This window comes from Pseudonocardia sp. (genome assembly GCF_025465255.1).
GTDB lineage: Bacteria > Actinomycetota > Actinomycetes > Mycobacteriales > Pseudonocardiaceae > Pseudonocardia.
Genome location: NZ_JAODNI010000018.1, coordinates 1 through 26,640 on the forward strand (window position 1 = coordinate 1; position 26,640 = coordinate 26,640).

Here is a 26,640-nt window from a genome sequence, read left to right on the forward strand (position 1 = left end):
GTCCGCCGACGGGGCCGGGCCGGCGGGACCGGCGCGGCCGACCCCTCCGGCCCGCCCGTCGACGGACGTGCTCACCTCTGGCTCCACGCCTGCTTCGTCGCGCGGACCAGCCGGTCCTTCAGCTCACGGGTGTGCCGGCGGCTGACCGGCAGCTCGGCGGTGTCCGGGCCGGACCCGACCCGCACCACGTACCCGGATCCGGACAGCCGCAGCTCGGTGACCAGCGGCAGCGACACCAGGAACGAGCGGTGGATGCGGACGAACCCGGCGTCCCGCCAGCGGTCCTCGAGCACCGAGAGCGGGATCCGCACCAGGTGGCTGCCGTCCGTGGTGTGCAGGCGGGCGTAGTCCCCCTGCGCCTCGACGTAGCGCACGGCGGAGCGGGGGACGAGCTTCGTGGTGCCCGCCAGCTCGACGGGGATCACCTCGTCCTCGTTGCCCTGCTCCGGCGCCGGCTCGGCCGCCGCGACGGTTGCCCGGTTGGCCAGGATGCGATCCAGGGCGGCGCCGAGCCGCTCCGAGCGCAGCGGCTTGAGCAGGTAGTCCTTGGCGCCGACCTCGTAGGCGTCGACCGCGCGGTCGTCGTGCGCGGTGACGAAGACGACCTCGGGCGGCTGGGCCATCGAGCTGAACACCCGGGCGAGCTCGAGCCCGTCCAGGCCCGGCATGCGGATGTCCAGGAACACGACGTCGACGTCCGTGCGCTCGGCGATGCCCGTTCCGGTGACGGGGTTCGTCGCACCGTTGCGGGCCGCGTGCGCCACCGCCGAGGCGTCCCCCGCGCTCGGCCGCTCGTGCAGGATCCGCAGCGCCTCCGTCGCGTTACCGGCCTTCAGGACCACGTCGACCCGGGCGTCCTCGTCGAGCAGGAAGGCCAGCTCTTCGAGAGCGGGCTCCTCGTCGTCCACTGCGAGTACGACCAGACCTCCGGAGCTGTCGTTGCTGTCCACGATCTCCTCATCCTGCGTGCCCGGTGCTCCGGCCGGGCACGACTCCCCACGTCGTTCTCGACACTCTCGACGAACTCGTCCCCGGCTCCGACGACCATGGTGACGGTGATTCGGGTCCAATGCCAGAGCACCGCACCAAACAGCGACCGATCGGCTACCCACCGGAAGTGTCACCTCACGGTTCACCCTCCGGTTTTCCGCCCACCACCGGCGAAGCTACAGACCGTAGCGTGCCCATGTCGCTCTGATGTCGGCAGCCTGGGCCACGCCGAGCATCGAGTCGACGCCCGCCAGGCTGCGCGCGGCGGCCGGTGCTCCCAGGCCGAGCCTGGCCAGGAGGGGCTTACGTCCCTCGACGGGCGTGAGCTCGGCGTCGGGGAACCGTTCGGTGAGCACGCCGCGGGGCGTGCCGAGCCCGTCGACGAGACCGACCTCCACCGCCCGGGCGCCCGTCCACACCTCCCCGGTGAACAGGTCCTCGTCCTCCTTCAACCGGTCCCCGCGCCGTTCGGTCACCCAGTCCTGGAACAGCACGTGCAGCTGGTCCTGCAGGTCGCGCAGCCACTCGACGTCCTCCGGCTTCTCCGGGAGGAACGGGTCCAGCCGCGCCTTGGAGCCGCCCGCGGTGTAGAGCCGGCGCTCGATCCCGAACCGCTGGATGAGGCCCTCCAGCCCGAAGCCCTGGCTGATCACGCCGATCGACCCGACGATCGACGTCGGGTGGGCGTAGATCTCGTCCGCCGCGCACGCGAGCCAGTACCCGCCGGAGGCCGCGACGTCCTCGCAGAAGGCGAGGACCGGTACCCGGTGTTCCTGCGCGAGTCCCCGGATCCGGTCCGCGACCAGCGCGGACTGCGTGGGCGACCCGCCCGGGGAGTTGATCAGCAGCGCGACGGCGGCGAGCCGCTCCACCTCGAACGCGCGCTCGAGGACCTTCTCGGTCGACTGGGCGTTGATCACCGCGCGCGGGACCGGTCCGGCCTGCGGGCTGATCACCCCGTGCAGCCGCACCATCGAGACGACCGGCTTGTCCGAGCGCTCACCGAGCCTGCCGGGGAGTCTCGAGGTCAGCCGGTCCTGCAGTGAAGACACCATGGCGCCCAAGGTACGCGGGACCCCACCCCGCGCCATGGAGCCACAACGCGGCCTGACCGGGGTGCACTTCAGACGCGGATGCCGGCGCGGAACTTCGGCACCCGAAGGGTGATCTTCATGCCCGCGCCGACGGCGGTGTCCACGACCAGGCCGAAGTCGTCGCCGAAGGCGGAGCGCATCCGGTCGTCGACGTTGCCGAGCCCGACGTGCGCGCCGGAGAGGTGGGCGTCGTCCAGGTCCTCCGTGAGCCGCGCCGGGTCCATGCCGACGCCGTCGTCCTCGACGATGATCACGCACTCGGCGCCGGCGTTCTCCGCGGTGATCGTGATCGTGCCGCCGTTGGGCTTGCCGGACAGGCCGTGCCGCACCGCGTTCTCCACCAGCGGCTGCAGCGCCAGGAACGGCAGGACGACGTTGAGCACCTCGGGCGCGATCTGCAGCTTGATGTTGAGCCGGTCCCCGAACCGGGCCTTCTCCAGCGCGATGTAGCGCTCGATGTTCGTCAGCTCGTCGGACAGCGTCGTGTACTCCCCCGCGGTGCGGAACGAGTAGCGCGTGAAGTCCGCGAACTCGATCAGCAGCTCACGGGCGCGGACCGGGTCCGTACGGATGAAGGAGGCGATGGTCGTCAGCGCGTTGTAGACGAAGTGCGGGGAGATCTGCGCGCGCAGCGCCCGGACCTCCGCGCGGTTGAGCCGGGCCCGGGACTCGTCGAGCTCGGCGAGCTCGAGCTGGCTGGAGACGTAGCGCGCGACCTCGGCGGTGGCGCGCAGCAGCACCGGGCCGGCCGTCGACGTCGTCAGCGCGGCCAGCGTGCCGATGATCGCGCCGTCGCTCTCCAGCGGCACCACGACGATCCCGCGGACCTCGCACGCCGGGTACTGGCAGGCGATCGACGTGTGCGACATGACCTGCTGGCGCCCGGTGGAGATCACCTGGTCCGCGAGCGAGGTGACGTCCGGCTTGTGCTGGTCCGCGTCCCCGTCCCAGGCCAGGACCTCGCCGCGGCCGTCGGTCATGCTCAGCGCGCAGGTCTCCAGCAGCGTCCGCAGGTACGGCAGCGCGAAGGACGCCGAGCTGTGCGAGAGGCCCTCGCGCAGAGCCGGCGCGGCGAGCGCGACGGTGTGCAGCGTTGCGAAGGTGGCCCGCTCGAGCGGGCTGGCGAAGGTGTTGCGGCGGGCGCGGCGGATCAGGACCAGCGCGACGATCACGACGACCGCCAGCACCACCAGGCTGAGCAGCAGCACTGCCGGCGAGGCGAGCAGCTCTCCCAAGATCCGTCCTACCTCACCAACCGCGACAACCGCCGGTCGGCGAGAGGCTTGCCGCCGGTCTGACAGGTCGGACAGTACTGGAACGACCGGTCGGCGAAGGAGACCTCCCGCACGGTGTCGCCGCAGACGGGGCACGGCAGCCCGGTCCGCGCGTGCACCCGCAGGCCGGAGCGCTTCTCCCCCTTCAGGGTCGCCGCGCCCTGCCCCACCGAGCGGTCCACCGCGTCGGTGAGGACCGCGTGCATCGCCACGGCCAGCGCGTCGATCTTCTCCTCCGGGAGCCGGCCGGCGACGGCGAACGGGGAGAGCTTCGCAGTGTGCAGGATCTCGTCGCTGTAGGCGTTGCCGATCCCGGCGATCGTCTTCTGGTCCACCAGCAACGTCTTGAGCCGGGCGCCCTGCCCGGCCAGCAGCTCGGCGAGCTGGTCCCGGCCCAGGGTCAGCGCGTCCGGGCCGAGCCGCGCGACCCCGGGGATCTCCTGCGGGTCCCGGACCAGGTGGACCGCGAGGCGCTTCTGCGTGCCGGCCTCGGTGAGGTCGAACCCGGGCCCGCCGACCGTGTCCAGGTGCACCCGGAACTCCAGCGGCCCGCGGCCGGGCTTCGGCGGCGTGGTCGACGCGGTCTCGTGCCAGCGCAGCCAGCCCGCCCGGGACAGGTGTGTGACCAGGTGCAGCTCCTCACCGGGCCGGTCCGCGAACTCGACGGAGAGGAACTTCCCGTAGCGCGCCGCGCCCGTCACCACCCGTCCGACCAGCGAGGTCACCGGCGGGTCGAACGTCTTGACGGCGCTCATGCTCGCCACGTCCACGCGTGCGACCGGGCGGTAGACCGCGTTCTCGCGCAGGTGGTGGGCCAACGCCTCGATCTCGGGCGACTCGGGCATCGGGCCGCCTAGTTCACGGGCTGCAGCGGGCTGTCCGCGTGTCCCGGGGTGGCCCGCGTCTTCAGGCTGCGGACGACGACGCGCATCTCCTCCCGGGCCTTGCCGATCCCGCGGACCATCCCGGTCCAGTTCTCGGCGGGCAGCCCGTCCTCGTAGCTGCCCTGGGTCTTGGCGTTGATCGTCCAGGGCCGGCGCAGGTACCAGCGCACCGGGAAGAACCCGAGGACGAGGATGAAGACCAGGATGTAGAACCAGGGGACGTTGACACCGGCGGGCTTCCAGGCGAACACGACGACCCACATCAGGAACAGCGACGAGAGGATCATCAGGGCCGCGCCGCGGCCGCCGTCGACGTCGTGCTCGAACTCGTCCCCGGTGGCCGGGGTGGACCACTCGATGTTGCGCTTGACCTGCCACTCGCGCTGGTCTGCCCCGATGACCGTCTTCGTACCCATGTCTCCCCGCCGCCACCCGGTGTCCGCAGCGTCAACTGTCCCACAGACCGGGCCGCACACGGTGATCTCCGGGTGCGTGCCCGGAGATCACCCCTCGGCGCAGGCGGGCGGGACCGGGGAGGACTCCGGCGCGCCGGGCGCCAGCAGGTAGGCGACGACGAGCCGCGCCGGTTCCGGGCCCGGGTTGTGCAGCACGTGGGGCACCGCGTCGGCCACGAACAGGCCGCTGCCCGTGGCTACGGTCCGGGGGTCACACGCGTCCTCCTCGAGGAGGGTCACCGCCCCGGCCTCGACGACCGTGGTCTCGGTCCCGGGGTGCTGCTGCCAGCCGGTGGTCTCCCCGGGCTGCATCGTGATCGTTCGGACCGAGTACTCGGCGGGGCCCGGCGTCCGGACCCGCACCGGGACGTCGATCGTCCCGCGAACCGTCTCCGGCAGCGCCGGGGCCGTCACCGGCGCGGGGGCGGGCGCGGTCACCGTCACGGTGGCCGGCGTGGCCCCCAACTGCCCGGGCTGTGCGCACCCGGCGAGCAGGGCGCCGGCGCCGAGGACCAGAACGACGGCCCGGCCGTACCTCGTCACCGCAGGATCCTCCCGTGATCGTGTGCGGGCGAGACTAGGGCCTCGGGCGACGGTCACCAGCGCAGGGGCAGCCGGGTGATCCCGTTGATGAAGTTGGAGGTGAGGCGGCGCGGCTCGCCGTCGAGCTCGACCTGCGGCAACCGGGCGAGGAACTCGGTGAAGAAGGCGCGCAGCTGCATCCGGGCGAACACCGCGCCGAGGCACAGGTGCGGCCCCTGGCCGAACGCCACGTGGTCGTTCGGGGAGCGGCTGAGGTCGAAGCGGAGGGGGTCGGCGAACCGGCGCTCGTCGAAGTGCGCGGACACGTGGTAGACGACGACCTTGTCCCCCGCCGCGATCCGCCGGCCGCCGAGCTCGACGTCCCTCGTCGCGGTACGCCGGAAGGTGAGCACCGGCGGGTGCCAGCGCAGCATCTCCTCGATCGCGCCGGGTAGCAGCGCCGGGTCCGCCCGTAGCCGGGCGTACTCCACCGGATGCTCGACGAGGGCGAGGACGCCCCCGGGCAGCGCGCTGCGGACGGTGTCGTTCCCGGCGACGACCAGCAGGAAGAAGAACATCTTCAGCTCGGCGTCGGTGAGCTTCTCGCCGTCGACCTCGGCCTCGACGAGCGCCGTCAGCACGTCGTCGGCGGGATCGCGGCGCTTGGCCTCGGCGAGCTGCTCGGCGTAGTCGAACATGTCCTGCAGCGCGGCGGGCGAGCGCGGGTTGACCGGGTTGCCGTCCGCGTCGGTGAGGACCGTGCCGTGCTCCGGGTCCTGATAGCCGATCACCCGGTTCGTCCACTCCAGCAGCAGCGCGCGGTCCGCGGCGGGGACGCCGAGCAGGTCCGCGAGGTTCTGCAGCGGGAGGTCGTCGGTGACGTCGCGCGGGAGGTCGCAGCGCCCGTCGGCCACGACGGCGTCGAGCAGCGCGGCGGCGCGGTCGCGGACCGTCCCGGCGAACCGCTCCAGCCGCCGGCGGGTGAACGCGCCGGTCACCAGCGTGCGCAGCCGGACCTGCTCGGGCGGGTCCATGTTGAGGATCATCCGGCGGATGAACGGCAGGTCCGCCGGCGCGGGATCGCGGATCTGCGTGGCCCCGAGCGAGGACGAGAAGTCCGCCGGGCTGCGCAGGACGTGCCGGACGTCGTCGTAGCGGGTGACCGCCCAGTACCCCGGCCCGGCCGGCCAGATCCCGACCTCGTGCTCCTCCTGCCAGGACACCGGGTCGTGGTCACGCAGCCGGCGCAGCGCCTCGTGCGGGACCCCGCGCGCGAAGATCCGCGGGTCGAAGACGTTCTCGGTCACCGGCGACGTCGACACCCCCGGACCGTAACCCGCGGGCCGGGGTCACGGGGCGGTGGTGATCCGGGTGGTGGGCGGCGGGACCAGGTTCGGGTGCGCCGCGAGGAAGGCGAGCAGGGCGTCGAGGTCGACCGGGCCGCCGAGCAGGTCCGTGCCCCGGGCGAACACGGTGAAGCTGTCCCCGCCCGCGGCGAGGAAGTTGTTCACCGAGACCCGGTAGCGGCCGGCCGGGTCCACCGGGGCGCCGTCGATCGTGATGCCCGAGACCTTCTCCCCCGCGGGCGCGGCCTGCGACCAGGTGTAGGCCATGGCCGAGGAGATCTGCAGGATCCGAGGGCTCTGCTGCTGCCACTGCTGTTCCAGGACGGCGTCGAGTTGCGCCCCGGTCATCGTGATCGTCTGCATGATGTTGCCGAAGGGCTGCACGGTGAACGCCTCGCCGTAGGTGACGGTGCCGCCCTGCAGGTCCGCCCGGATGCCGCCCGGGTTCGTGATCGCGATCTGCGCCCCGGCCCCACGCGTGGCCTCGAGCTGGGCGTCGGCGACGACGTCACCCAGCGGGGACTCGCCGGACGGTCCCGCGGCCCGCACGAGGTCCCCGGCGAGCGAGCCGACGGGCTCGTCCGCGATCGGCGCGGCCTTCGCCGTGGCCTCGGCGACCAGGGCCTCCGCGGCCGGGTCAGGCGGCACGTCCCGGGTCACGATCTCGTTGCGCGCCCGGGTGTCCGCCCGCACGACGTCGCCGGTCCCCGGGTCCACCGCGAGATCGACGACGGACAGCAGCCGGCCGAAGGACAGCCCCTGCACCAGGGGCCGCTGCACACCGGCCGGGTCGGGCACGGAGCAGACGTACTGCTGGTGGGTGTGGGCGGTGAACACGGCGTCGACCTGCGCGGAGACCCCCCGCGCGATCGCCGAGCCGGGCCCGTCCGGCTTCACAGCACACTCCGACGGGCCGCCCCCGGCACCCTCGTCGCCCTGGTGGAGGAGCACGATCTGCGCCTTCACGCCCCGTGCCGTCAGCGCGTCAGAGGCCGCGTCGATCGCCTCGATCTCGTCGGTGAACCTCAGCCCGCGCACCCCCTCGGCGGAGACGACCGTGGGCAGGTCCCGCAGCGTCGCGCCGATGACGCCGATCCTCACCCCGCCCACCTCGACGACGGTCGACGCCGGCAGCGCGGGTTCCCCGGAGTCCCGCACGACGTTGGCCCCGAGGATCGGGAACGTGGCGCCCGCGAACTCCGGGCGGAACTCGCAGCCGTCGGTCGGGTGGCAGCCGCCGGCCTGCATGCGCTGCAGCTCGGCGTAGCCCTCGTCGAACTCGTGGTTGCCGGCGGTCGACGCGGCGACGCCCAGCTGGTCGAGCAGGTCGATCGTCGGCTCGTCGTGGAAGAGCGCGGACGCGACGGGCGAGGCGCCCACGTTGTCCCCCACCGAGAGCAGGACCGAGGGGCTCTGCGCGCGCAGCTGCGCGACATGCGTGGCGAGGAAGGCCGCGCCGCCCGCGTCGACGTTCGCGCCGCCCGCGTCGACCACCCGCCCTGACGACCCGGAGGGCGGTTCCAGGTTCCCGTGCAGGTCGTTGAGGGCGATCAGCCGCACCGCGACGGGGGTGCTGCCCGAGGGCGGGCCGGACACGGCCTTCCCGGCGAGCGCGAGGAGCGATCCGACCACGAGCGCCCCGACCACGAGCAGAACGGTCCGGGTCCTGCGGGAGCGGGCAACCGACCCGGATTCGTGCGCCGCCACGGCACGAGTGTCACGAAGGGAACGCCACGCCACCACCGTGGGCGCGGACCCGTCGCCTGATCGTCACCCTCGGGACACACGGGGGCCGCGGCGCCCTCCCGCGGTGGCGGGTATCACCACCCGCAGGCCCGTTTTCGGGTTGCCCGAAGCGACGGCACAGGTGCATGGTTGAGCCCAGCAACTGCTTGCGTGATACACGCAAAGCAAAGGTAAAGAGATCATCAGGAGCTGCCATGGCGAGTGGGACCCCGGCGCTGACCGCGCCGCCGCCCGGTCCGGGCGAGGACGACCTCGCGCTCGCGGACCGCGTCGCCCACGAGCTGGTCATGCTGATCCGCCTCGTCAAGCGGGTGGGGGCCCATCGCGCAGAGGCCGAGCTGGAGAGCGCGGCGTTCCCCGTGCTCGCCCACCTCGCCGTCGACGGCCCGCAGCGCTCCGGTGAGATCGCCGCGGCGATGTGCGCGGACCCGTCCACCATCAGCAGACAGGTGGCGGGCCTGGTCAAGGCGGGGCTCGTCGAGCGGCGGGCCGATCCGGGCGACGGGCGCGCCACGCTGCTCGCCACCACCACCGACGGCACCCGGATCCTCGACCTCGAACGCCGCCGTCGCGCGGAGCAGCTCGCCACCGCGCTTTCCGGGTGGACGCCGGAACACCGTACGCAGCTGGCCGAGCTCCTGAGCCGCTTCGTCACCGATCTGCAAGTCCACGATCAGGGGGGAACCCGATGACCACCGCCGCCGCCGTTCCACGGCCGGCCCCGGAGACGGACCGGGGAGGTGAGCTCTCGCACAAGCAGATCGTCACGATCCTCGTGGGGCTCGCCCTCGGCATGTTCCTGGCCGCTCTCGACCAAACCGTCGTGTCCACGGCCATCCGCACCATCGCCGACGACCTCGGCGGCCTGAGCCAGCAGGCCTGGGCCACCACGGCGTTCCTGATCACCGGCACGATCTCCACGCCGCTGTACGGGAAGCTCTCGGACATCTACGGCCGCAAGCCGCTCTTCCTCTTCGCGATCTCGATCTTCCTCGTCGGGTCCGTCCTGTGCACGTTCGCGACATCGATGTACATGCTCGCGGCGTTCCGCGCCGTGCAGGGACTCGGCGCCGGCGGCCTGTTCGCCCTGGCCCTGACGATCCTCGGCGACATCGTGCCGCCACGGGAGCGGGCCCGCTACCAGGGTTACATCCTCGCGGTGTTCGGCACGTCGAGCGTGCTCGGGCCGGTCATCGGCGGCGTGCTGTCCGGCCAGGCCAGCATCGCCGGCATCGACGGGTGGCGCTGGATCTTCCTGGTGAACGTGCCGATCGGCGCAGTGGCGCTGGTGGTCGTCGCCAAGGTGCTGAACGTGCCGCACACCCCGCGCAAGGCGCGCATCGACTGGCCGGGGGCCGTCGCGCTCGCCATCGGGCTCGTGCCGCTGCTGATCGTCGCCGAGCAGGGCCGCGAATGGGGCTGGGACTCCGGACGCTCGATCACCTGCTACGTCGTCGGCGTGGTCGGCATAGTCCTGTTCATCCTGGCCGAGCGCTACTACGGCGACGACGCGCTGCTCCCGCTGCGGCTGTTCCGCAACGGCGTGTTCAGCCTGTCCAGCGTCGCCGGCGTCGTCATCGGCATGGGGATGTTCGGCGGCATCGCACTGCTGCCGCAGTTCCTGCAGATCGTGCACGGGGCCAGCCCGACCGAGTCCGGGTTCCTGATGCTGCCGCTGGTCGGGGGGATCATGGTCGCCTCGATCGTCTCCGGCCAGATCACCTCGCGCACCGGCAAGTACAAGATCTTCCCGATCGTCGGCACGGCGTTCATGGTCGGGGCGATGCTGCTGATGCACTTCCTGCTCGACGTGGACATCCCGCTCTGGGAGCTCGACCTCTACATGGCGCTCTTCGGCCTCGGCCTCGGGCTGTGCATGCAGACGCTCGTGCTGGCGGTGCAGAACGCCGTCCCCGCCCGGGACATGGGCGTCGCGACCGCGTCGTCCACGTTCTTCCGCCAGATGGGCGGCACGCTGGGCACCGCGATCTTCCTGTCGATCCTGTTCAGCACGGTCGGCGACAAGATCTCCGGCGCCTTCCGGACGGCCTCCGCGACCGGTTTCGACGGCGCGCTGGCCGATCCCGCCGTCACCTCGAACCCGGCCAACGCGCAGATCCTGGGCGCACTGCGGAGCGGCAACGCGAACGCGACCGGCGTGTTGAACGACTCGTCGTTCCTGCAGCGGATCGACGCGCGGCTGGCGCGCCCGTTCCTCGTCGGGTTCACCGAGTCGATGACGCTGACCTTCCTGATCGTCGCGTGCGTGCTCGCCGTGGCGTTCGTGCTGGTCCTGTTCATCAAGGAGCTCCCGCTGCGCACCATGTCCGGTGCCCAGGCACGGCTGGCCGAGGAGGCCGGGCAGCCCGAGCCGCCGGCGACCGTCGGTGCCGCGGTCGAGGCGCTGGAGCAGCACCGCGAGCCCGCCCTGGCCGGGGCGGCCATGGGCGGAGTCGGTGGAGCCCCGCCGGGCGCGTCGGCCAACGGGCACCCGCCGGTCGGGTCGGCGAACGGCGACGGATGGAACAGCAACGGCAACGGCACGAGAGGACGGCACGCCATGTCCGCGGGTCTCAACGGCGACGGCTCCCCGCAGGCACCCCACCTGGCCGGGGAGACCGGCCCGGTCTCCACGCGTCCCTTCGAGGACCCGGCGGCCGCCACCGGCCCGATCCCCGTGGTGCCCGCGGCGGCGCACAACGGCGGGTTCCACGGCGGTGAGGGCCCGGCGGTGTCCGGCATCGTGCACCGCGCGGACGGCACCGGCCTCGCCGGCGCCGTCGTCACCCTGACGGACCCGGCGGGCCGCCAGGAGGGCCGCACGACCACGGACCGCGAGGGCAACTACCGGATCGCGGTGTCGACGGGCGGGACCTACCTCGTCGTCGCCACCTCCGGCACGTTCCAGCCCTACGCCGCGATGGTCGCCGTTGCGGACCGCCCGGTCCGCCACGACGTCCCGCTCGCCGGCACCAGCGGCGTGCGCGGCACGATCCGGGACGCCGACGGCACACCCGTCGGGCTGGCCATGCTGACCCTGATCGACGCGCGCGGCGACGTCGCGGCCACCGGGTCACCGGACGCGACGGGCCGCTACACGCTGGCCGGGGTGCCCGAGGGCCGCTACACGCTCACGATCACCGGTCCGGCGTTCCAGCCGGTCGCGCAGTCGGTCGAGCTGGGCAACGGGACGACGATCGACCGGGACGTCGCGCTGCCGCGCCGCGCCCGGCTCGTCGGGACGGTCGTCGCGGCCAGCGACGGGCGCGGGGTCGGCGAGGCGCTCGCCACCCTGATCGACGCGCGCGGGACGGTCGTCGCGTCCACGGTCACCGCCCCGGACGGCAGCTTCGCGTTCGAGGACCTGCCGGGCGGGGCCTACACGCTCACGGCGAGCGGCTACGCGCCGGTCGCGAGCATCGTCCAGGTGGGAGCCGGCGAGGTGACCTCCGTGGACGTCGAGTTCCCGGCGCCGCATTCGGCGGGCGCGCCGGATCAGACGGGAATAGCAGGAGGAATGAGATGAGTGAGCTCTCGGGGCGTCTGACGACTCCCGACGGCTGGCCGGTCGCCGGGGGCACACTGACCGCGGTCGACGCGACCGGCGTGCAGCAGGGCCGGGCGTCCAGCCGGGAGGACGGCGGGTTCGTCCTCGACGGGCTGGCCGGCGGGTCGTACACGGTGATCGCGGCGGCGGCGGGCCACGAGCCCGCCGCCCGGACGATCGCGCTGGTCGAGGGCCGGGCCACGTCGCTCGGCGTGCTGGAACTGCCCAAGGTCGGCGGCGACGTGCTGCCGGCCCCGGGCACCTGGCAGATCGACCCCCAGCACTCCAGCATCCAGGCCACGGCCCTGCACCTGGGGCTGAGCCGGATCCACGGGCGGCTGCGCAAGTTCGCCGGCCAGATCCAGGTCGCGGACCCGCTGGAGAACAGCTCGGTCGAGGTCGTGATCGATCCGGCGTCCGTGGACTCGGACGACGAGACGCGGGACACGCACCTGCGCACCGCGGACTTCCTCGACACGGGTGTGTTCCCGGAGATCGCCTACAAGAGCGACGGACTCGTCCGGATCGACGCGCGGCACTGGCGGCTCGACGGTGTGCTCACCCTCAAGGGCGTGAGCGCGGCGGTCCCGCTGGACGTCACCTACCGCGGGACCGGACCGGACCTCTGGGGCGGCACCCGCGCGGCGTTCTCGGCGACCACCGAGGTCTCCCGGGACGACTTCGCGATCAGCTGGAACCAGTCCGTGCTGGCCGGCGTCCTGGCCATCGGCCGGACCCTACGGATCGACATCGACATCCAGGCCGTCCTGGGCTGACCGCTCGCCGGCCCCGGCCGAGATCCGCGACAGGTCGTCGGCGAGCCAGCTCAGCCAGCCCCACAGGTCGATCACCCGGAGCATCGCCTCCGGATGGTCGACCTGGTCGCATTTCTCGGCCGCGACGCGGACCCACTCCGGCAGGCCGGGCTCCGGATCGGGCCCGGGGTCCGGCAGCTCGTCGACCGCCAGCGCGGACGCCACCCTCCGGTACCGCTCGGCCGTCGCGTGTCCCGCGGCCCGCATCCCGGCCGTGACCACGGGCCAGGGCAGCGGCTCGGCGTCGGCGAACCGGCGGCGCAGGGCGGCCGATCCCCGGTACAGCCGGTGGGCGGCGCCGAGCACGGCGAGCCAGTCCACCGGGTCGTCGCGGCGCGGATGGGGCTCCGAGCGGTACTGGGCGTAGCTCGCGTCGAAGAGCACCAGCAGGCGGTACTCGTCCACCGGTCTCGGCGAGTCCTGCTCCCGGACCCGCGGCCGGCCCGTCAGGAGGTCGGCGGTGCGCTCGATCCCGTCCGCCCCGACCGTGAGGCAGCGCGCCGCGGCCCGCCGGACCTCCCGGCGCCCGCCGCTGGGCCACACCGCGACCCCGATCAGGATGCCGACGACCCCGCCGACCGCCACGTCGAGGATCCGGACCCCGGCGAGCGACCAGCCCGCCGGGGAGAGCTGCGCGAACAGGACCGACACCAGGATCGTGAACAGCCCCTGGCCGACGGCGGGCCCGAGCAGCGGCCCGCCGGCCAGCGACGCCACCAGCAGCAGCGGGAAGACGATCGCGTAGACGACGGTCTCCGGCCCGGCCGCGGCGAGCAGCCCGGCCGCGACGACGGCGCCCGCGAGCGTCCCGGCGAAGGCCGGAACCAGCGCGGACCGGGTCGCCGTCACCGAGGTGCGCATCAGGCTGAGCGTCGCGAGCAGCACCCAGAAGCCGTTCTGCAACTCGAGCCCGCCGGCCACCCACCGCGCCACCGCCAGCCCGATCGCGAGCCGGGCCGCGTTCTGCAGGTACACCGAGCGGAGCGTGAGATGCGTCGCCAGGCGCCGGCGCCAGAGGTCCCACCAGGGGGCGCAGACGTACCAGAACGGGCCGTCCGGACCGGTGTCCGCCGCGGCCTCGGGCGGCGGGGGTGCGCCCACGGCGGCCCGGGTGGCGAGCACCAGGGTGCGCTGGGCGTACAGCGCCTCGAGCGCCGCGACCCGCAGCGGCGCGTCCGGCAGCAGTTCCGCGACCCCGCCGGGGGCGGTCAGCCGGCGGAGCCGGGCGGCGGCGTCCCGGGCGATCGCCCGGTCCACGGGACGCAGATCCGGTGGCGGGCCGTGGCCGCCGAGCGCAGCGCAGACGTCGAGCAGCGAGCGGCGCACGGCGGTCAGGGCGACGACGACGTCGGCCGGCAGGTTGGGCGGCGTCCCCGCCGTGTCCGCGATGGCGAGGATCCGGCCGTGGACGGCCCGCAGCGCGTCCGCGGCGTGGGTGAGCCCGCGGTCCCTCCTGCCGGGGCCCGCCGGGCGCTCCCCGAGCGGCAGGGTGCTGAGCCGGAGCCGCTCGATCTGGCCGGACGCCTCGGCTCGCCGCTCGGGCAGCCGGTCGTCGCCGGTCACGAGCGCGTCGAGATGGTCCCCGACCGCCGCGGCCGCCTCGCGCAGCCGGCGGGCGAATCCCGGTGGTCCGGGGTCGGTGAGGACCCAGCGGTCCGCCAGGGTCAGGGCGAGCACGCCGAGGGTCAGCCCGAGCAGCCGCTGCGGCAGCGTGTCCGGGGCGAAGGGCGGGAAGCACGGCAGGATGAAGAACAGGTGCACCCCGTTCGCGACCCCGGTGAAGCGCGGTCCGCCCACCCCGGCGAACGCGACCAGGAAGCCGACGACGAGCATCCCGACGACCGCGGCCGCCGTGCTCGCCGCGACGAGGGTCCCGACCGTCACCAGCACCAGGCCGACGCCGAGGCAGCCGAGCAGCGTTCTCGTCCGGTGCCGCGGCGGCCCCGAAACGTCGGAGAGCGCCCCGAGCGCGACGACGCCGAACACCGCGTAGACGGCGAAGACGGTGTCGCCGAGCACGTACCGGCCGAGGTAGAACACGACGCACGCCGCGAGGGCGACCCGGACGGCCCGGCGCAGCACCGCGAACCCGGGATCCCGCGTCCGCACCGCCTCGAGCAGCGCGGTCATCCCAGGTCGAGGTCGAACGCCGGGGTCAGGACGCCCTCGAGCGCGAGCAGCCACTCCTTGGCCGGGCGACCGCCGCCGAAGCCGCCCAGCCCGTCCGCCGCGGTGACCCGGTGGCACGGCACGACGACCGGCAGCGGGTTCGAGCCCATGATCGACCCAACGCCGCGGGCCGCGGTGTAGCCGTGCCCGACGTAGGCGCCGGAGAGTTCCGCGAGCTCGGCGTAGGTGATGGTGGCGCCGTATCCGACGTGCGCGAACAGGGTCTGCAGCACGGTGCGCGGGCTGCCCGCGGTGAGCCGCCAGTCCAGCGGCAGGTCGAACGTCCGGCGCCCGCCCGTGAGGTACTCGAGCACCTGGGTGCGGGCGGGTTCGGTGCCCTCAGGGTCCTCGACGGCCTCGGTGCCGAGCCTGGTGGCCGCGGCCGTCGCCGCCTCGGGGTGGTCGCCGAACGCGACACAGCAGAGCCCCGCGTCGCTCACGACGAGGGTGAGCGCGCCGACCGGCCTCGGCGCGGGGACCGTGCACCAGTGGACCGCCACGCCGCCATCATGCTCCGTACCCGCGCTCACGCCCAGGTCCGCTCGCACGCCCAGGTCTGCGCTCGCGCCCAGGCCGACGTGCCCACGCACAGGTCACAGCATGTGCGCCGGCCCGCGAACGTGTACGTCAGCGGGCGTGTCGGCCAGGCGTCGGGTCAGGCCTCGGGGGTGGTGACGCCCGTGCCGATCGGGCAGCTCACGCCCGTGCCGCCGGCGCCGCAGTAGCCGTTCGGCACCTTCGCCAGGTACTGCTGGTGGTAGTCCTCGGCGTAGTAGAACTGCGTCAGCGGAGCGATCTCCGTGGTGATCTCGCCGCGGCCGGCCGCGTGCAGCGCCTCGCCGTAGACCTTCGCGGTGGACTCGGCGAGCTCGCGTTGGGCGTCGTCCACGTAGTAGAGCGCGGAGCGGTACGTCGTGCCGACGTCGTTGCCCTGGCGCATCCCCTGCGTGGGGTCGTGGTTCTCCCAGAACACCTTCAGCAGCTGCTCGTAGCTGACCCGGGCGGGGTCGAACTTCACGAGGACGACCTCGGCGTGCCCGGTCAGGTTGGTGCAGGTCTCCTCGTAGGTGGGGTTCTCGGTGTAGCCGCCCGCGTAACCGACGGCCGTCGAGTACACCCCGTCGGTCTGCCAGAACTTCCGCTCCGCGCCCCAGAAGCAGCCCATGCCGAGCACCGCCGTCGACAGCCCCTCCGGGAAGGGCGGCACCAGGCGGTTGCCGTTCACGAAGTGCGTCTCCGGCACCGTGAGCGGGGCGGACCGCCCGGGAAGCGCGTCCTCGGCGGCGACCATCGACGTCTTGTCACGTCCGAACCCGAACATCCCCATGCCCCCGAGGTTACGCGCCGGTCCGGAGGGCTACCGGCCGGTTCGGTTCCGGCGCCGCCGAGCGACGCCGACGCGCCCGGAGGCGCGACGCGCGCGGTCGACCGCGCGCGTGGGGCCGGACGACGCGCGGGCTCAGAGCTCGGACGCGAGCGGGACGTCGTCGATCGACGGGGAGCACATCCAGTGCCGCAGCGCGTGCGTGGCGTGCACGTCGTCCGCGTTGTACTCCAGCAGCCGCATCCGCTGCGCCGGGTCGGGCTCCGCGCCGTCCATCCCCACGGCGTCCCGGTACCAGCGCATCGAGTTCTCCCCGCCGGCCTCGGGGTCCCGCCAGGCGAAGCCCGCGACGGGCGCGACCTTCTTGAGGCCCTTCCCCTGCGCGCACAGGAACCAGTCGTTGACCACGGCGAACAGATCCACCCACGAGTCCGCGGCGATGAACTCCTCGACGTCCGCGATCGGCGGGATCCCCGGCCGCCCGGCGAAGCGCCGCGCGGAGCCCAGCAGCCACCGGTTCTCGGCCTGCTCGTTGTAGCAGTACGCGGCGAACGTGCGCCCGGTCTCCTCGGCGCGCGCCCGCACCCGGGACAGCCACGTCCAGAACTCGGCGAAGGAGCGCGCCTCGTCCTCGGTGGGCACCGGTTCCCAGGTGGCGAACGAGCGGTAGCCCTCGGGCCCCAGCGCGTCGTCCCCCTCGCGGACCCCGCCCGGGAACGTCAGCAGCGCACCCCAGAGGTACGCCCCGGACTCCCCGAAGCTCTCCATGTCCACGTCCACCTCGACGTCCGCGCGCCGGACGGGCACCCGCGGCACCCGGCGCACGACCGCGAGCCCGCGGCCCCACCCCCGGGCCAGGGCCACCGTGTCCGCGAACGGCATGCCGGGCAGCGCCACCGGCGGCTCGCCCGTGGGGTCCAGCGCGGCGAGCTCGTCGACGGTCCGGATGCCCGCCTCGCGCAGCGCGACGGCCGTCTCCCCCCGCACGACGAGGCTGACGTCCCGGGCCTCCGAGAGCACGGTCTCGCAGGTGGGCCACCACGGGCAGCTGCGGCACTCCAGTACCCGCGACGGCGCGGCCAGCGCGGGGCCGCCCGCGGCGGCGGCCCGGGAAACGGCCTCCCGGTCGACGAACCGGGCGTCGTACTCGTCCATCGTGCTGCGCAGACCCGGCCAGTGCCCGGCCCGCAGGTCGTGCCAGACGACGACGTCCGCGTCCAGGCCGACGACCCCGCCGACGTCGCTGCCCTGCACGTCGGCAGCCGGCGCCCAGCCCGCGGCCTGCAGCATCCGGACGAGATGGGCGAGGCGCAACAGGTCCCGCGGCTGCGAGCGGACCTTGCGCGCCGGGTCCGGCGCGGCGAGGGCCGGCCACGGCTCCCGCAACGGCGTGGTGAACGCGCCGGAACCGGGATCGGTGACCCGGTGCCGGACGACGATGACCGGCGCGTATCCCCCGCCCGGGACCCGGACCAGCAGCTCCGCGGCGCCGCGACGACCCGCCGGGTCCTGCGGCAGCGCGGCGTTCCCGATGACCGGGACGCCGGCCTCGACGAGTTCCGCGGTGGCCGCGATCCGCGACGCGCGGTCCCCCTCGGGCACCGAGTGCCAGCCCTCATCCAGCGCGCCCGCCAGCTCGGCGGCGATCCGGGCGCGGTGCTCGGCGGCGTCCGCGCGGCGCTGCTCGAGGGCGGGGTCCGGCAGGGCCCGCGGCTCGGAGGCCGCCTGCGGGTCGTTGTCCAGATGGATGCGGCGACGGCAACGCGTCATCGCCGAGGCGTCCAGGAAGACCGCCCGGCCCTCCGCCCGGTACGGCTGGGGGTCACCCCGCCCGGAGATCGTCGCCGTCACACGCATGAGGGTAGAGACCACCACCGACAACCTCCGCGCCTGCCACCGCCTCCCCCGCCCCCTAAGCTGCCTGCGATCACCGTGAACGGTCCCGCCGACCGTTCCCGGCAGGCCGGGACGACGGAGCAGGAGGACGGCAGCACATGGGACTGCGGAAGAAGAAGTCCGGTGCGGCCGAAGGCCTCGCGGAGGTCGCGCAGACCTCCCAGGACGTCGGCAAGGCCGTCAGGAAGGAGCTCACCCCGGCCCGCGCCAAGCGGATGATCGGGGTCGGCAAGGCCGTCGCGCCCCTGCTGGTGCCCTACGCCATCGCCGGGGCGGGCGTCGCGCGCGAGCGCTGGGACCTGCACAAGGCCCGTCGGCTCGGCGTGCCGCCGGACCAGCTGGGCCGCTACACCGGCCGCGGCGGGACGCTGCACGCCCGCATCTCGCGGATCGCCGAGGCGCTCGACGAGCTGGAGTCGGGCCAGGACGTCCGGTCCACCGGCGCCGCCCGCCGGTTCGCGCAGGACACCCGGCCGCGGCTGGCGGACCTCGCCGTCGCGATCCGGGCGGCCGAGCAGATGCCCGCTGCCCGCCGGCGGACCGCGTTCCGGGCCGTGTCCGGCGAGCTGGACCGTGTGGAGGTCGAACTGCTGGACCACCTCGGCATCCGGGGGTAGGCGGCCGCCCTTTCGGGTCAGGGGGTTCCTCCGGGTCCCCCACCGGCTACCGTCTGGGGTCATGCGATCCCGGAGCTCCTCGTCCGGGGCCGGTCCCTGGGCCGGCCCGGTGATGCGGGGCGCCGTGCTGGCGTCGCTCGGTACGTTCCTGGCGGCTCTGGGCCACCTCGCGGGCGGCGGCACCCTCCCCGATCTGGGGATGCTCGTCGTCCTCGGCCCGCTGCTGGCGCTGGCCACGGTCGGGCTCGCGGAGCGGACGCGCGGCCCGGTGGGCCTGCTGCTCGTCCTCGGCGGCGGCCAGTTCGCATTGCACGAGCTGCTCGTCGTCCTCGGCCACGGACACCCGGAAGCCGCCGGCCCGTCCGGCCCGTCGATGCTGGTCATGCACGCCGTCGCGACCCTGGTGACGGCCGCGCTCCTCCGGGACGTGGACGTCCTGCTGGGCCTGCTCCTCGCGGGCCTGCGCCGGGCGCTGCCGCGCCGGCTCGTCCCACCCGCCGTCGACGTCCTGCCGGTCACGCTGCCGGTCCCGGCCGACGGCGTCGTCGGGCACACGGCCCGGGCTGCCACGTCCGCCCTGCTCCGCCGCGGGCCCCCGGTGCGGATCCGTTCTCGGATCCCCCTCATCCCTCCCGCGTGACGCCGGTGTCCCCGGCGTGCGCGGACGTCACCGGAGACACCTCACCATGATCAAGAATCTCGGCCGCGGCGCGGCCGTCACCACCGTGGCCGGGGGCCTGCTGCTCGTCGGCGCCGCCCCCGCCCTCGCCCACGTCACCGCCCAGCCGGGCACCGCCACCCAGGGCGGGTACACCGTCATCAGCCTGCGCGTGCCCAACGAGTCGGACACCGCGAGCACGGTGAAGCTGCAGGTCACCTTCCCCGCGGACCACCCGGTCGGCTCGGCACGGACCACCCCGCAGCCGGGCTGGACGGCCCAGGTCGTGACGAACCCGCTGCCGGCGCCGATCCAGCGCGGCGAGTCCACGGTCACCAAGGCCGTCAGCACCGTCACCTTCACCGCGCAGCCCGGAACGAAGATCGGTCCGGGGCAGTTCGTGGACTTCCCGATCTCGGTCGGCCCGCTGCCGGACGACACGGACACCCTCGTCCTGCCCGCCACCCAGACCTACGACGACGGCAAGGTCGTCGCCTGGGACCAGACGGCAGCGCCGGGCGCGGCGGAGCCGGAGCACCCGGCGCCCACCGTCACCCTCACCCCGGCCGCCGCGGACGGCGGCCACGGGCACACCACGGACGTCATGCCCGCGAGCAGCGACACGGACATGACCGCCCGGTGGCTGGGCGGCGGCGGTCTGCTGCTCGGCGCGCTCGGCCTCGGGCTCGGCGGCGGCGCGGCCCTGCGCAACCGCCGCCCGAGCACCACCGGCCCGACGACCACCACCACGACGGGAAGCCGGGAGTGAACACGCGCACCACCCTGCGCGGCGCGGCGGTCGGCCTCGTCGCGACCCTCGCGCTCCTGCTCGGCGCCTCCCCGGCGTTCGCGCACGCGGAGTTCGAGAGCAGCGACCCGGCGGACGGCGCCAGCCTGGCCACCGGCCCGTCGACGATCTCGGTCACCTTCAGCGACACCATGCAGCAGGGCTTCAACGAGCTCACGGTGATCGGCCCGGACGGGACGACGCACTACGAGAACGGCGAGGTCCTTGCCGACGGGGACACCGTGAGCGTCGGGGTGAACCCGCTCGGGCCCGCGGGCCGCTACCAGATCGGCTACCGCGTCCTCTCCGACGACGGGCACCCGGTCAGCGGGAGCGTCGCCTTCACCCTGACCGCGCCCGGACCGGCGGCCGCCCAGCTCGCGTCGAGCGCGGCGGCGGCCCCGGCTCCGGCCGACGCCGCGCCGGCGCCCGTGGCCCAGCAGGACACCGGCTCCGGGGGCTCCCCCGTCTGGCCGTGGATCGTCGGGGCGGTGGTGCTGGTGGCCGCCGGCGTGTTCGTGGCGATGCGGCTCGGCCGCGGGGGGTCCGAGGGATGACCCGCTCGACCGCGAGGCCCGCTGCCGTCGACCGGCTCGCGCCGGTCGTGTGGGCGGGCCTCGCGGTCGTCGCGGCGCTCGTCGCCGCCTTCGCCGTCGGCTCGCTCACGGGGTCGATCGAGGCCGGCGCCCTGGCGAGCCGATCGGCCATGGAGACCGCGGCCGTGGCCTGCGTGGGGCTGAGCCTGACCGGGATCCTGGTGCCGACGGCCGGCCGGTACGCCCGCGACGGCGGCGCGGTGGTCCGCCGGGCGGACCGGGCGATCCTGCCCGTCGCCGGGTTCTGGCTGGTCACGGCGCTGATCTCGATCCTCTTCCGGGCCGCGGACGGCTACGGCCGCCCAGTCGGTTCGCTCGGCGCCGGCGACGTCACGCTTTGGGCGACCCGCCTCGCCGCAGGCCGCGGCCTGGTGCTCACCGTGCTCTGCGCCGCCGCGGTGTTCGGCTGCGTGGCCGCCCGGCTAGGGAGGCCGGACGCGGTGCCCCCGCGCGTCCTGCTCGTCGTCGCGCTGCTGGGGACCCTGACCCCGGCCGTCACCGGGCACACCGGATCCTCCCCGGACCACCAGCTCGCCGTCGTGATGGTCGCGCTGCACGTGGGCGCGGCGGCGCTGTGGGTCGGCGGGCTCGGCGCGATGCTCGTACTCGTCGCGCGCCGCGGCCTCCTGCTCGAGCGCGCGTTGCCCCGCTTCTCCCGCATCGCGACGGCCGCGCTCGTCATGCTGACGATCACCGGCCTGGTGAACGCGTTCCTCCGGCTTCCGAGCCTCGGTGACCTGCTGACCAGCGGATACGGCCAGCTCGTGGTGGCCAAGACGGTCTGCCTGGCGATCCTCGCCGCGCTCGGCGGGCTGGCCCGCCGGCGCCTCCGGAGCGGCACCCTCCCGGTGCTGAGGTGGGCCGGTCTGGAGGTCGCGCTGATGGCGGTGACGATCGGTCTCGCCGCGGCGTTGAGCCAGACCGCTCCCTGATCACCTGCCCCGGTACGCCTCGAGCAGCCGCAGCCACACCTCGCTGATGGTCGGGAACGCCGGCACCGCATGCCACAACCGGTTCAGCGGCACCTCGCCCACGATCGCGATCGTCGCCGAGTGCAGCAGCTCCGCGACGTCCTGGCCGACGAACGTCATGCCGATGACGACCTCCCGCGTCCCGTCGACGACCATCACCGCCGTGCCCGAGTAGCCGTCCGCGTGCAGCGACGAGCCGGCCACCGCGATGTCGATCTCCACGGCGCGGACGTCGACGACACCCCCGGCGCGCGCCTGCTCGGCCGTCCGCCCGACGTGGGCGACCTCGGGATCGGTGAACACCACCTGCGGGGCGGCGACGCGGTCCGCCGTGGCGGCGTGCTCGCCCCACGGGCCCTCGTCGACGGGCTTCCCGCCGGCCCGGGCGGCGAGGGCGGCGGCCGCGATCCGGGCCTCGTACTTGCCCATGTGCGTGAGCGGGACCTTGCCGGCTACGTCACCGGCCGCGTAGAGCCACTCGCCGTCGACGCCCCGGACCAGGCCGGAGTCGTCCGTTGTCAGGGGCTCACCGGGCTTCAGGCCGACGCTGTCCACGCCGACGTCCGTGCTGTTGGGCCTGCGCCCGGTGGCGAGGAGCAGCTCGTCGACCTCGATCGTCTCGTCGCCGAGGGTCAGGGCGATCGCGTCCCCGGCCTTCGCGACCGCGTCGAGCCCCTGGTTCAGCCGGACGTCGATGCCGTCGGCGCGGAACGCCTCGGCGACCCGCTCCCCGGCCGTCGGCTCGTAGGAGGCGAGCAGCCGGTCCCCGCGCACGATGCTCGTCACCTGGGAGCCGAGCCGGGCGAACGCCTGCGCCATCTCGGCCCCGACCACCCCGCCGCCGAGCACACCGAGCCGGCGCGGGATCTCCTTGGCGGCGGTCGCGTCCCGCGATCCCCAGGTCCGGACGGTGTCGATGCCGGGGATCGGCGGCGTGACCGGCGTGCTCCCGGTCGCGACGACGACGGCGTGGCGCGCCGTCAGCGTCCGCGTGCCGTCCCCGGTGTCGACGGCGACGGTCTTCTCCCCCGCGAGCCGGCCCCAGCCCCGGACCAGGCGGATCCCCGCTCCGTCGAGCCACTCGGCCTGGCCGGAGTCGTCGTAGTCGTGCACGAACCGGTCCCGGCGGGCGAGCACCGCCGACGGGTCGAAATCCGCCCTCACCCCGGGCAGCCGGCGCGCGGCGGCCACGGCGTTGGGGGTGCGGAGCAGCGCCTTCGACGGGATGCAGGCCCAGAACGAGCACTCGCCGCCGACCAACGCGGACTCGACGACCGCCGTAGAGAGCCCGGCCCGGTGGGCGTAGTCGGCGACGTTCTCCCCGACGGGTCCGGCGCCGAGGACGACGACGTCGAACTCCTCGCGGGCATCGGCGGGGCTCATGACCGGAGCCTCGCGACGGCGTCGTGGATCTCCTGGTCCCCGTCGTGCAGCTCGAGGACCATCCCGGCGGTGTACGGGGCGTCGAGCAGGGTCGCGAGGACGCACGCGGTGTCGTCCCGGCTGATCTCGCCCTTCTCGACCGGCGTCGGCGCGAGCAGCACCCGCCCGGTGCCCGGGGCGTCGGTGAGCAGGCCGGGCCGCAGGATGGTCCAGTCCAGGTCGGTGGCGCGGATCGCCTCCTCGGCGGCCTTCTTCGCCCTGAGGTAGGCGGCCCAGACCTCGCCCCGGTCGGCGGACGGCTCGGCGTCGACCCCGGTGGAGGACACCAGCAGGTAGCGGCGCACCCCGGCCTGCGCGGCGGCGTCCGCGAGCAGCTCGGCGGCGGCCCGGTCCACGGTGTCCTTGCGCGCCGCGCCGCTGTTCGGGCCCGCACCCGCGGCGAACACCACCGAGTCCGCGCCCTCGAGGTGCGGCGCGAGATCCCCGGCGCCGGCGGACTCCAGATCCAGCACGACGCACGTGGCGCCGGTGGCCTCGACGTCCTCGCGGTGGTCCGGGTTGCGCACCACGCCCACCACCTCGTCGCCGCGGCCGGCCAGCAGCGTGGCGAGCCGCAGCGCGATCTTCCCGTGTCCTCCGGCGATGACAGTTCGCATGGCGCGACGCTAGCGACGATCGCCGGGGGACGCCTCGTCCTACCCGGGCTATTTCCGGCGAAACCTCACCCTCGGTGGGGACGCAACGTCCAGACCACCCGCATCCGGGTCGTCTCCCTGCCCTCGCCGTCGGTCAGGACCACGCCGACCGTGAACTCCGGTCGCACCCCGGCGTCGAGCTCGGCCATCACCTCCGCCGCCGGGCGCTCCAGCACCGCCTCGGCCGTGATCGGGCCCTTCGCCAGCCTCACGTACCCGATGTCCGACCGGACGACGAGCGGCGTCGCCCGGTCCATCGTGGAGCCGAACGCAGCCAATGCGACGGCCCCCGAGGCCGTCTCGCCGACGCCGAAGAGGACGGCCGCGTGCGGACCACCGACGTGGTTGCGCTGCTCGGGCCGGTCCGGGAGGGTCGCCACGGCGCTCTCGGTGGTGATCGCGCCGAACCGGATCCCCGCCGTCGTCACCCAGGGCACGGAGGCCGTCATCGCCTCGGCCACCCAGCTCGCGTCGTCTGCCATGACCGCGATGTTACTCACCAGTAGATATCGCTCCGCGACGTTTCACGTGAAACCTCGGCTCACCCGTTCGGACCGGGGCCTCTCCCGGGAGGCAGGGCGTCGCAGGATGAGACAGCTCGGGCGACGAGCACGCGGGGCGCACGGGCCTACCAGTTTTCGCAGCTCAGAGCCGGTTCAACAGGCGCGGGGGATCGGCACCCGACTCGACGGCACCTCAGGTGAGTGACTGATATGACCGTTTTCTCGCCAGCCGGAATCAGCGGCCTTGTGAGCCATGCCAGCCCGGATTGTGATCAGCGTGACCGGGAGCACACCGCAGTGCCGAGTGAGAAGGAGGTGCGGACGTGAGAGCCGTCCGGGTGCACGAGTACCACTCCGATCCGACGATCGACGACATCCCCGAACCCACCCTGCAGGGCCCGCTGGACGTCATCGTGAAGGTCGGGGGCGCGGGCGTGTGCCGCACCGACCTGCACATCATCAACGGTGACTGGGCCGAGGCCATGGGCCCCGAGCTGCCCTACGTGATCGGCCACGAGAACGCGGGCTGGGTCGAGGCCGTCGGCGAGGGCGTCTCCAACGTCGCCGTCGGGGACACCGTGATCCTGCACCCGCAGCCCAGCTGCGGGCTCTGCCTCGCCTGCCGCGCGGGCCGGGACATGCAGTGCGAGAACGCGTTCTTCCCGGGCCTGTCCAACAACGACGGTGGCATGGCGGAGTACCTGCGCACCACCGCCCGGGCCTGCGTGAAGCTCGACCCGAACACCAACCCCGCCGACGTCGCCGCCCTGGCGGACGCGGGCATCACCGCCTACCACGCGGTGCGCAAGGCCGTCCCGCATCTCTATCCGGGCACCACCGCGGTGGTGCAGGGGGCCGGCGGCCTCGGCCACATCGGCATCCAGTCCCTCGCCGCGATCACCGGCACCCGGATCGTCGTCGTCGACCGGAACCCGGACGCGCTGGCCCTGGCCAAGCAGATCGGGGCCGACGAGACCGTCGAGGCCAACGGCACGCAGGTCGACGCGGTCCTGGACCTGACGAACGGCAAGGGTGCGGACGTCGTGTTCGACTTCGTCGCCGAGCAGGGCGCCGAGCTCGACGCCTGGAAGATGACCGCGCCGGCGGGCTACCAGTACGTCATCGGCTACGGCGGCGAGTTCCGCGCGCCGACGCTGGACTTCGTGGCCGGCGAGAAGAACGTGATCGGCAACATCGTCGGCACCTACAACGACCTCGCCGAGCTGATGGTCCTGGCCCAGGCCGGGAAGGTCACGCTGCACACGAAGCAGTACCCGCTCGATGCCGCGCTCGACGCGCTGCACGATCTCGACGCCGGCCGCGTCCGCGGCCGCGCGATCCTCGTTCCCTGATCTCGTCGCACGTCCCTGACCAGCACTGGCGCTGAACGGAAGGACACCACCACATGTACGAGAAAGACGGAGAGAAGTATTTCGTCGTCGACTCCCACAGCCATTTCTGGGACGCCTCGAAGGAGAACTGGGTCGAGGGCAAGGAGCAGTTCGCCAAGGGCTGGATCGACTGCTTCTACGGCTACCACCAGCTCGGCCCGCCCGAGACCCACTGGGACTGGGAGCACTTCCTCAAGGTCACGCCCGAGGACTTCGAGCGGGACATGTTCCAGGAGGGTCACGTCGACTACGCGATCTTCCAGTCGACCTACCTGCGTGAGTGGTACGCGAACGGCTTCAACACTGCCGGCCAGAACGCGCAGCTGCTCGAGAAGTGGGGCGAGCGACTCATCGTCAACGGCCGCTTCGACCCGCGTGACGGGCAGAAGGGCCTCGACGAGTTCGACGCCGACATGGAGAAGTACCACCACAAGGGCATCAAGCTCTACACCGCGGAGTGGAACGGCGACTCCCGCGGCTACAAGCTGAGCGACCCCGAGTGCTACGAGTTCCTGCAGCACGCGCAGGACGCCGGCGTCAAGAACGTCCACGTCCACAAGGGCCCGACCATCTGGCCGCTGGACAAGGACGCGTTCGACGTCGCGGACGTCGACCACGCCGCGACGGACTTCCAGGGCCTCAACTTCGTCGTCGAGCACGTGGGCCTGCCGCGCATCGAGGACTTCTGCTTCATGGCGGTGCAGGAGCCCAATGTCTACGCCGGGTTGTCGGTCGTGGTCGGCGGCCTGATGCACGCCCGCCCGAAGTTCTTCGCCAAGGTCATGGGCGAGCTGCTGTTCTGGGTCGGCGAGGACAAGATGACCTTCGGCAGCGACTACGGCATCTGGGAGCCGAAGTGGCAGGTCGAGGGCCTGGTCGACTGGCAGATGCCGGACGACGACGCCTTCACCGACTACCCGCGGCTCACCACGGCGTCGAAGAAGAAGATCCTCGGGCTCAACGCCGCCAAGCTCTAC

At 73.6% G+C, this 26,640-nt stretch carries 25 protein-coding genes; 10 read left to right on the top strand and 15 right to left on the bottom strand.

The genetic code is table 11. The features are described 5' to 3' along the window. Positions 1 to 71: 71 nt before the first annotated feature. The 8 genes from JWP64_RS01750 to JWP64_RS01785 form a co-directional block, all read right to left on the bottom strand. The gene (locus JWP64_RS01750; protein WP_297491439.1) at positions 72 to 950 is read right to left on the bottom strand and encodes a LytTR family DNA-binding domain-containing protein; all 879 of its coding nucleotides are present in this window, start codon (positions 948 to 950) and stop codon (positions 72 to 74) included. A gap of 216 nt (positions 951 to 1,166) precedes the next feature. Then, positions 1,167 to 2,045, bottom strand: coding sequence for a S49 family peptidase (locus JWP64_RS01755; protein ID WP_297491443.1), 879 nt, complete (start codon positions 2,043 to 2,045; stop codon positions 1,167 to 1,169). Between the two features lie 68 nt (positions 2,046 to 2,113). After that, positions 2,114 to 3,319 (bottom strand): histidine kinase, encoded by a 1,206-nt coding sequence (locus JWP64_RS01760; protein WP_297491446.1) that lies wholly within the window; start codon positions 3,317 to 3,319, stop codon positions 2,114 to 2,116. 8 nt (positions 3,320 to 3,327) lie between these two features. Next, the gene (locus tag JWP64_RS01765) at positions 3,328 to 4,203 is read right to left on the bottom strand and encodes a DNA-formamidopyrimidine glycosylase family protein (RefSeq protein WP_297491448.1); all 876 of its coding nucleotides are present in this window, start codon (positions 4,201 to 4,203) and stop codon (positions 3,328 to 3,330) included. Positions 4,204 to 4,211: 8 nt separating this feature from the next. After that, positions 4,212 to 4,658: a hypothetical protein gene (locus tag JWP64_RS01770; protein ID WP_297491451.1), complete on the bottom strand. Its 447-nt coding sequence runs from the start codon at positions 4,656 to 4,658 to the stop codon at positions 4,212 to 4,214. Between the two features lie 87 nt (positions 4,659 to 4,745). Next, positions 4,746 to 5,240: a cupin domain-containing protein gene (locus JWP64_RS01775; RefSeq protein WP_297491454.1), complete on the bottom strand. Its 495-nt coding sequence runs from the start codon at positions 5,238 to 5,240 to the stop codon at positions 4,746 to 4,748. A 53-nt stretch (positions 5,241 to 5,293) separates the two neighbouring features. Next, the gene (locus JWP64_RS01780) at positions 5,294 to 6,541 is read right to left on the bottom strand and encodes a cytochrome P450 (RefSeq protein ID WP_297491457.1); all 1,248 of its coding nucleotides are present in this window, start codon (positions 6,539 to 6,541) and stop codon (positions 5,294 to 5,296) included. Positions 6,542 to 6,568: 27 nt separating this feature from the next. Next, positions 6,569 to 8,161 (bottom strand): bifunctional metallophosphatase/5'-nucleotidase, encoded by a 1,593-nt coding sequence (locus JWP64_RS01785; protein ID WP_297491506.1) that lies wholly within the window; start codon positions 8,159 to 8,161, stop codon positions 6,569 to 6,571. A 344-nt stretch (positions 8,162 to 8,505) separates the two neighbouring features. On the opposite strand from JWP64_RS01785, the gene JWP64_RS01790 reads away from it, so the two are divergent. The 3 genes from JWP64_RS01790 to JWP64_RS01800 are packed head-to-tail and all read left to right on the top strand — an operon-like array spanning position 8,506 to position 12,634. After that, complete coding sequence (locus JWP64_RS01790) at positions 8,506 to 9,003, top strand: MarR family winged helix-turn-helix transcriptional regulator (protein WP_297491460.1); 498 nt, start codon at positions 8,506 to 8,508, stop codon at positions 9,001 to 9,003. Further along, positions 9,000 to 11,837 carry an MFS transporter gene (locus JWP64_RS01795; protein ID WP_297491463.1) on the top strand — a complete coding sequence of 946 codons (2,838 nt, stop codon included), beginning with the start codon at positions 9,000 to 9,002 and terminating at the stop codon, positions 11,835 to 11,837. The genes JWP64_RS01790 and JWP64_RS01795 overlap by 4 nt, the downstream gene beginning before the upstream one ends. Beyond that, a complete protein-coding gene (locus tag JWP64_RS01800) occupies positions 11,834 to 12,634 on the top strand; it encodes a YceI family protein (RefSeq protein ID WP_297491466.1) in 801 nt (266 codons plus the stop codon). The genes JWP64_RS01795 and JWP64_RS01800 overlap by 4 nt, the downstream gene beginning before the upstream one ends. Here the strand turns inward: JWP64_RS01800 and JWP64_RS01805 are convergent. The 4 genes from JWP64_RS01805 to JWP64_RS01820 all read right to left on the bottom strand — a co-directional run bounded on the left by JWP64_RS01805 (position 12,596) and on the right by JWP64_RS01820 (position 17,936). Next, positions 12,596 to 14,803, bottom strand: a complete 2,208-nt coding sequence (locus tag JWP64_RS01805; protein ID WP_297491469.1) for an FUSC family protein — start codon at positions 14,801 to 14,803, stop codon at positions 12,596 to 12,598. The two genes, JWP64_RS01800 and JWP64_RS01805, sit on opposite strands and share 39 nt — an antisense overlap. Next, the gene (locus JWP64_RS01810) at positions 14,800 to 15,342 is read right to left on the bottom strand and encodes a methylated-DNA--[protein]-cysteine S-methyltransferase (RefSeq protein ID WP_297491472.1); all 543 of its coding nucleotides are present in this window, start codon (positions 15,340 to 15,342) and stop codon (positions 14,800 to 14,802) included. Before JWP64_RS01810 ends, JWP64_RS01805 begins: the two co-directional genes overlap by 4 nt. 155 nt (positions 15,343 to 15,497) lie before the next feature. Further along, entirely contained in the window at positions 15,498 to 16,163 is a 666-nt protein-coding gene (gene msrA, locus JWP64_RS01815) for a peptide-methionine (S)-S-oxide reductase MsrA (RefSeq protein WP_297491509.1), read from the bottom strand. A gap of 138 nt (positions 16,164 to 16,301) precedes the next feature. Continuing rightward, positions 16,302 to 17,936 (bottom strand): TM0106 family RecB-like putative nuclease, encoded by a 1,635-nt coding sequence (locus tag JWP64_RS01820; RefSeq protein WP_297491511.1) that lies wholly within the window; start codon positions 17,934 to 17,936, stop codon positions 16,302 to 16,304. A 224-nt stretch (positions 17,937 to 18,160) separates the two neighbouring features. Between JWP64_RS01820 and JWP64_RS01825 the strand changes: the two genes are divergently transcribed. The 5 genes from JWP64_RS01825 (at position 18,161) to JWP64_RS01845 (ending at position 21,652) form a co-directional block, all read left to right on the top strand. After that, a complete protein-coding gene (locus JWP64_RS01825) occupies positions 18,161 to 18,679 on the top strand; it encodes a DUF6474 family protein (protein ID WP_297491475.1) in 519 nt (172 codons plus the stop codon). A gap of 61 nt (positions 18,680 to 18,740) precedes the next feature. Next, positions 18,741 to 19,319 carry a hypothetical protein gene (locus JWP64_RS01830; protein ID WP_297491478.1) on the top strand — a complete coding sequence of 193 codons (579 nt, stop codon included), beginning with the start codon at positions 18,741 to 18,743 and terminating at the stop codon, positions 19,317 to 19,319. Positions 19,320 to 19,365: 46 nt separating this feature from the next. Further along, entirely contained in the window at positions 19,366 to 20,106 is a 741-nt protein-coding gene (locus tag JWP64_RS01835; RefSeq protein ID WP_297491481.1) for a YcnI family protein, read from the top strand. Then, a complete protein-coding gene (locus tag JWP64_RS01840) occupies positions 20,103 to 20,681 on the top strand; it encodes a copper resistance CopC family protein (protein WP_297491484.1) in 579 nt (192 codons plus the stop codon). The genes JWP64_RS01835 and JWP64_RS01840 overlap by 4 nt, the downstream gene beginning before the upstream one ends. Then, positions 20,678 to 21,652, top strand: coding sequence for a CopD family protein (locus tag JWP64_RS01845; protein WP_297491487.1), 975 nt, complete (start codon positions 20,678 to 20,680; stop codon positions 21,650 to 21,652). Before JWP64_RS01840 ends, JWP64_RS01845 begins: the two co-directional genes overlap by 4 nt. Here the strand turns inward: JWP64_RS01845 and JWP64_RS01850 are convergent, their stop codons facing one another. The 3 genes from JWP64_RS01850 to JWP64_RS01860 form a co-directional block, all read right to left on the bottom strand. Continuing rightward, the gene (locus JWP64_RS01850; RefSeq protein ID WP_297491491.1) at positions 21,653 to 23,074 is read right to left on the bottom strand and encodes an NAD(P)/FAD-dependent oxidoreductase; all 1,422 of its coding nucleotides are present in this window, start codon (positions 23,072 to 23,074) and stop codon (positions 21,653 to 21,655) included. Further along, positions 23,071 to 23,730 carry an SDR family oxidoreductase gene (locus JWP64_RS01855; RefSeq protein WP_297491494.1) on the bottom strand — a complete coding sequence of 220 codons (660 nt, stop codon included), beginning with the start codon at positions 23,728 to 23,730 and terminating at the stop codon, positions 23,071 to 23,073. The genes JWP64_RS01850 and JWP64_RS01855 overlap by 4 nt, the downstream gene beginning before the upstream one ends. A 65-nt stretch (positions 23,731 to 23,795) precedes the next feature. Then, the gene (locus JWP64_RS01860) at positions 23,796 to 24,251 is read right to left on the bottom strand and encodes a DUF4442 domain-containing protein (protein WP_297491497.1); all 456 of its coding nucleotides are present in this window, start codon (positions 24,249 to 24,251) and stop codon (positions 23,796 to 23,798) included. 344 nt (positions 24,252 to 24,595) lie between these two features. On the opposite strand from JWP64_RS01860, the gene JWP64_RS01865 reads away from it, so the two are divergent. Beyond that, the gene (locus tag JWP64_RS01865; RefSeq protein ID WP_297491500.1) at positions 24,596 to 25,624 is read left to right on the top strand and encodes an NAD(P)-dependent alcohol dehydrogenase; all 1,029 of its coding nucleotides are present in this window, start codon (positions 24,596 to 24,598) and stop codon (positions 25,622 to 25,624) included. A gap of 53 nt (positions 25,625 to 25,677) precedes the next feature. After that, a partial coding sequence (locus JWP64_RS01870) for an amidohydrolase family protein (protein ID WP_297491503.1) occupies positions 25,678 to 26,640 on the top strand: 963 nt, incomplete at its 3' end.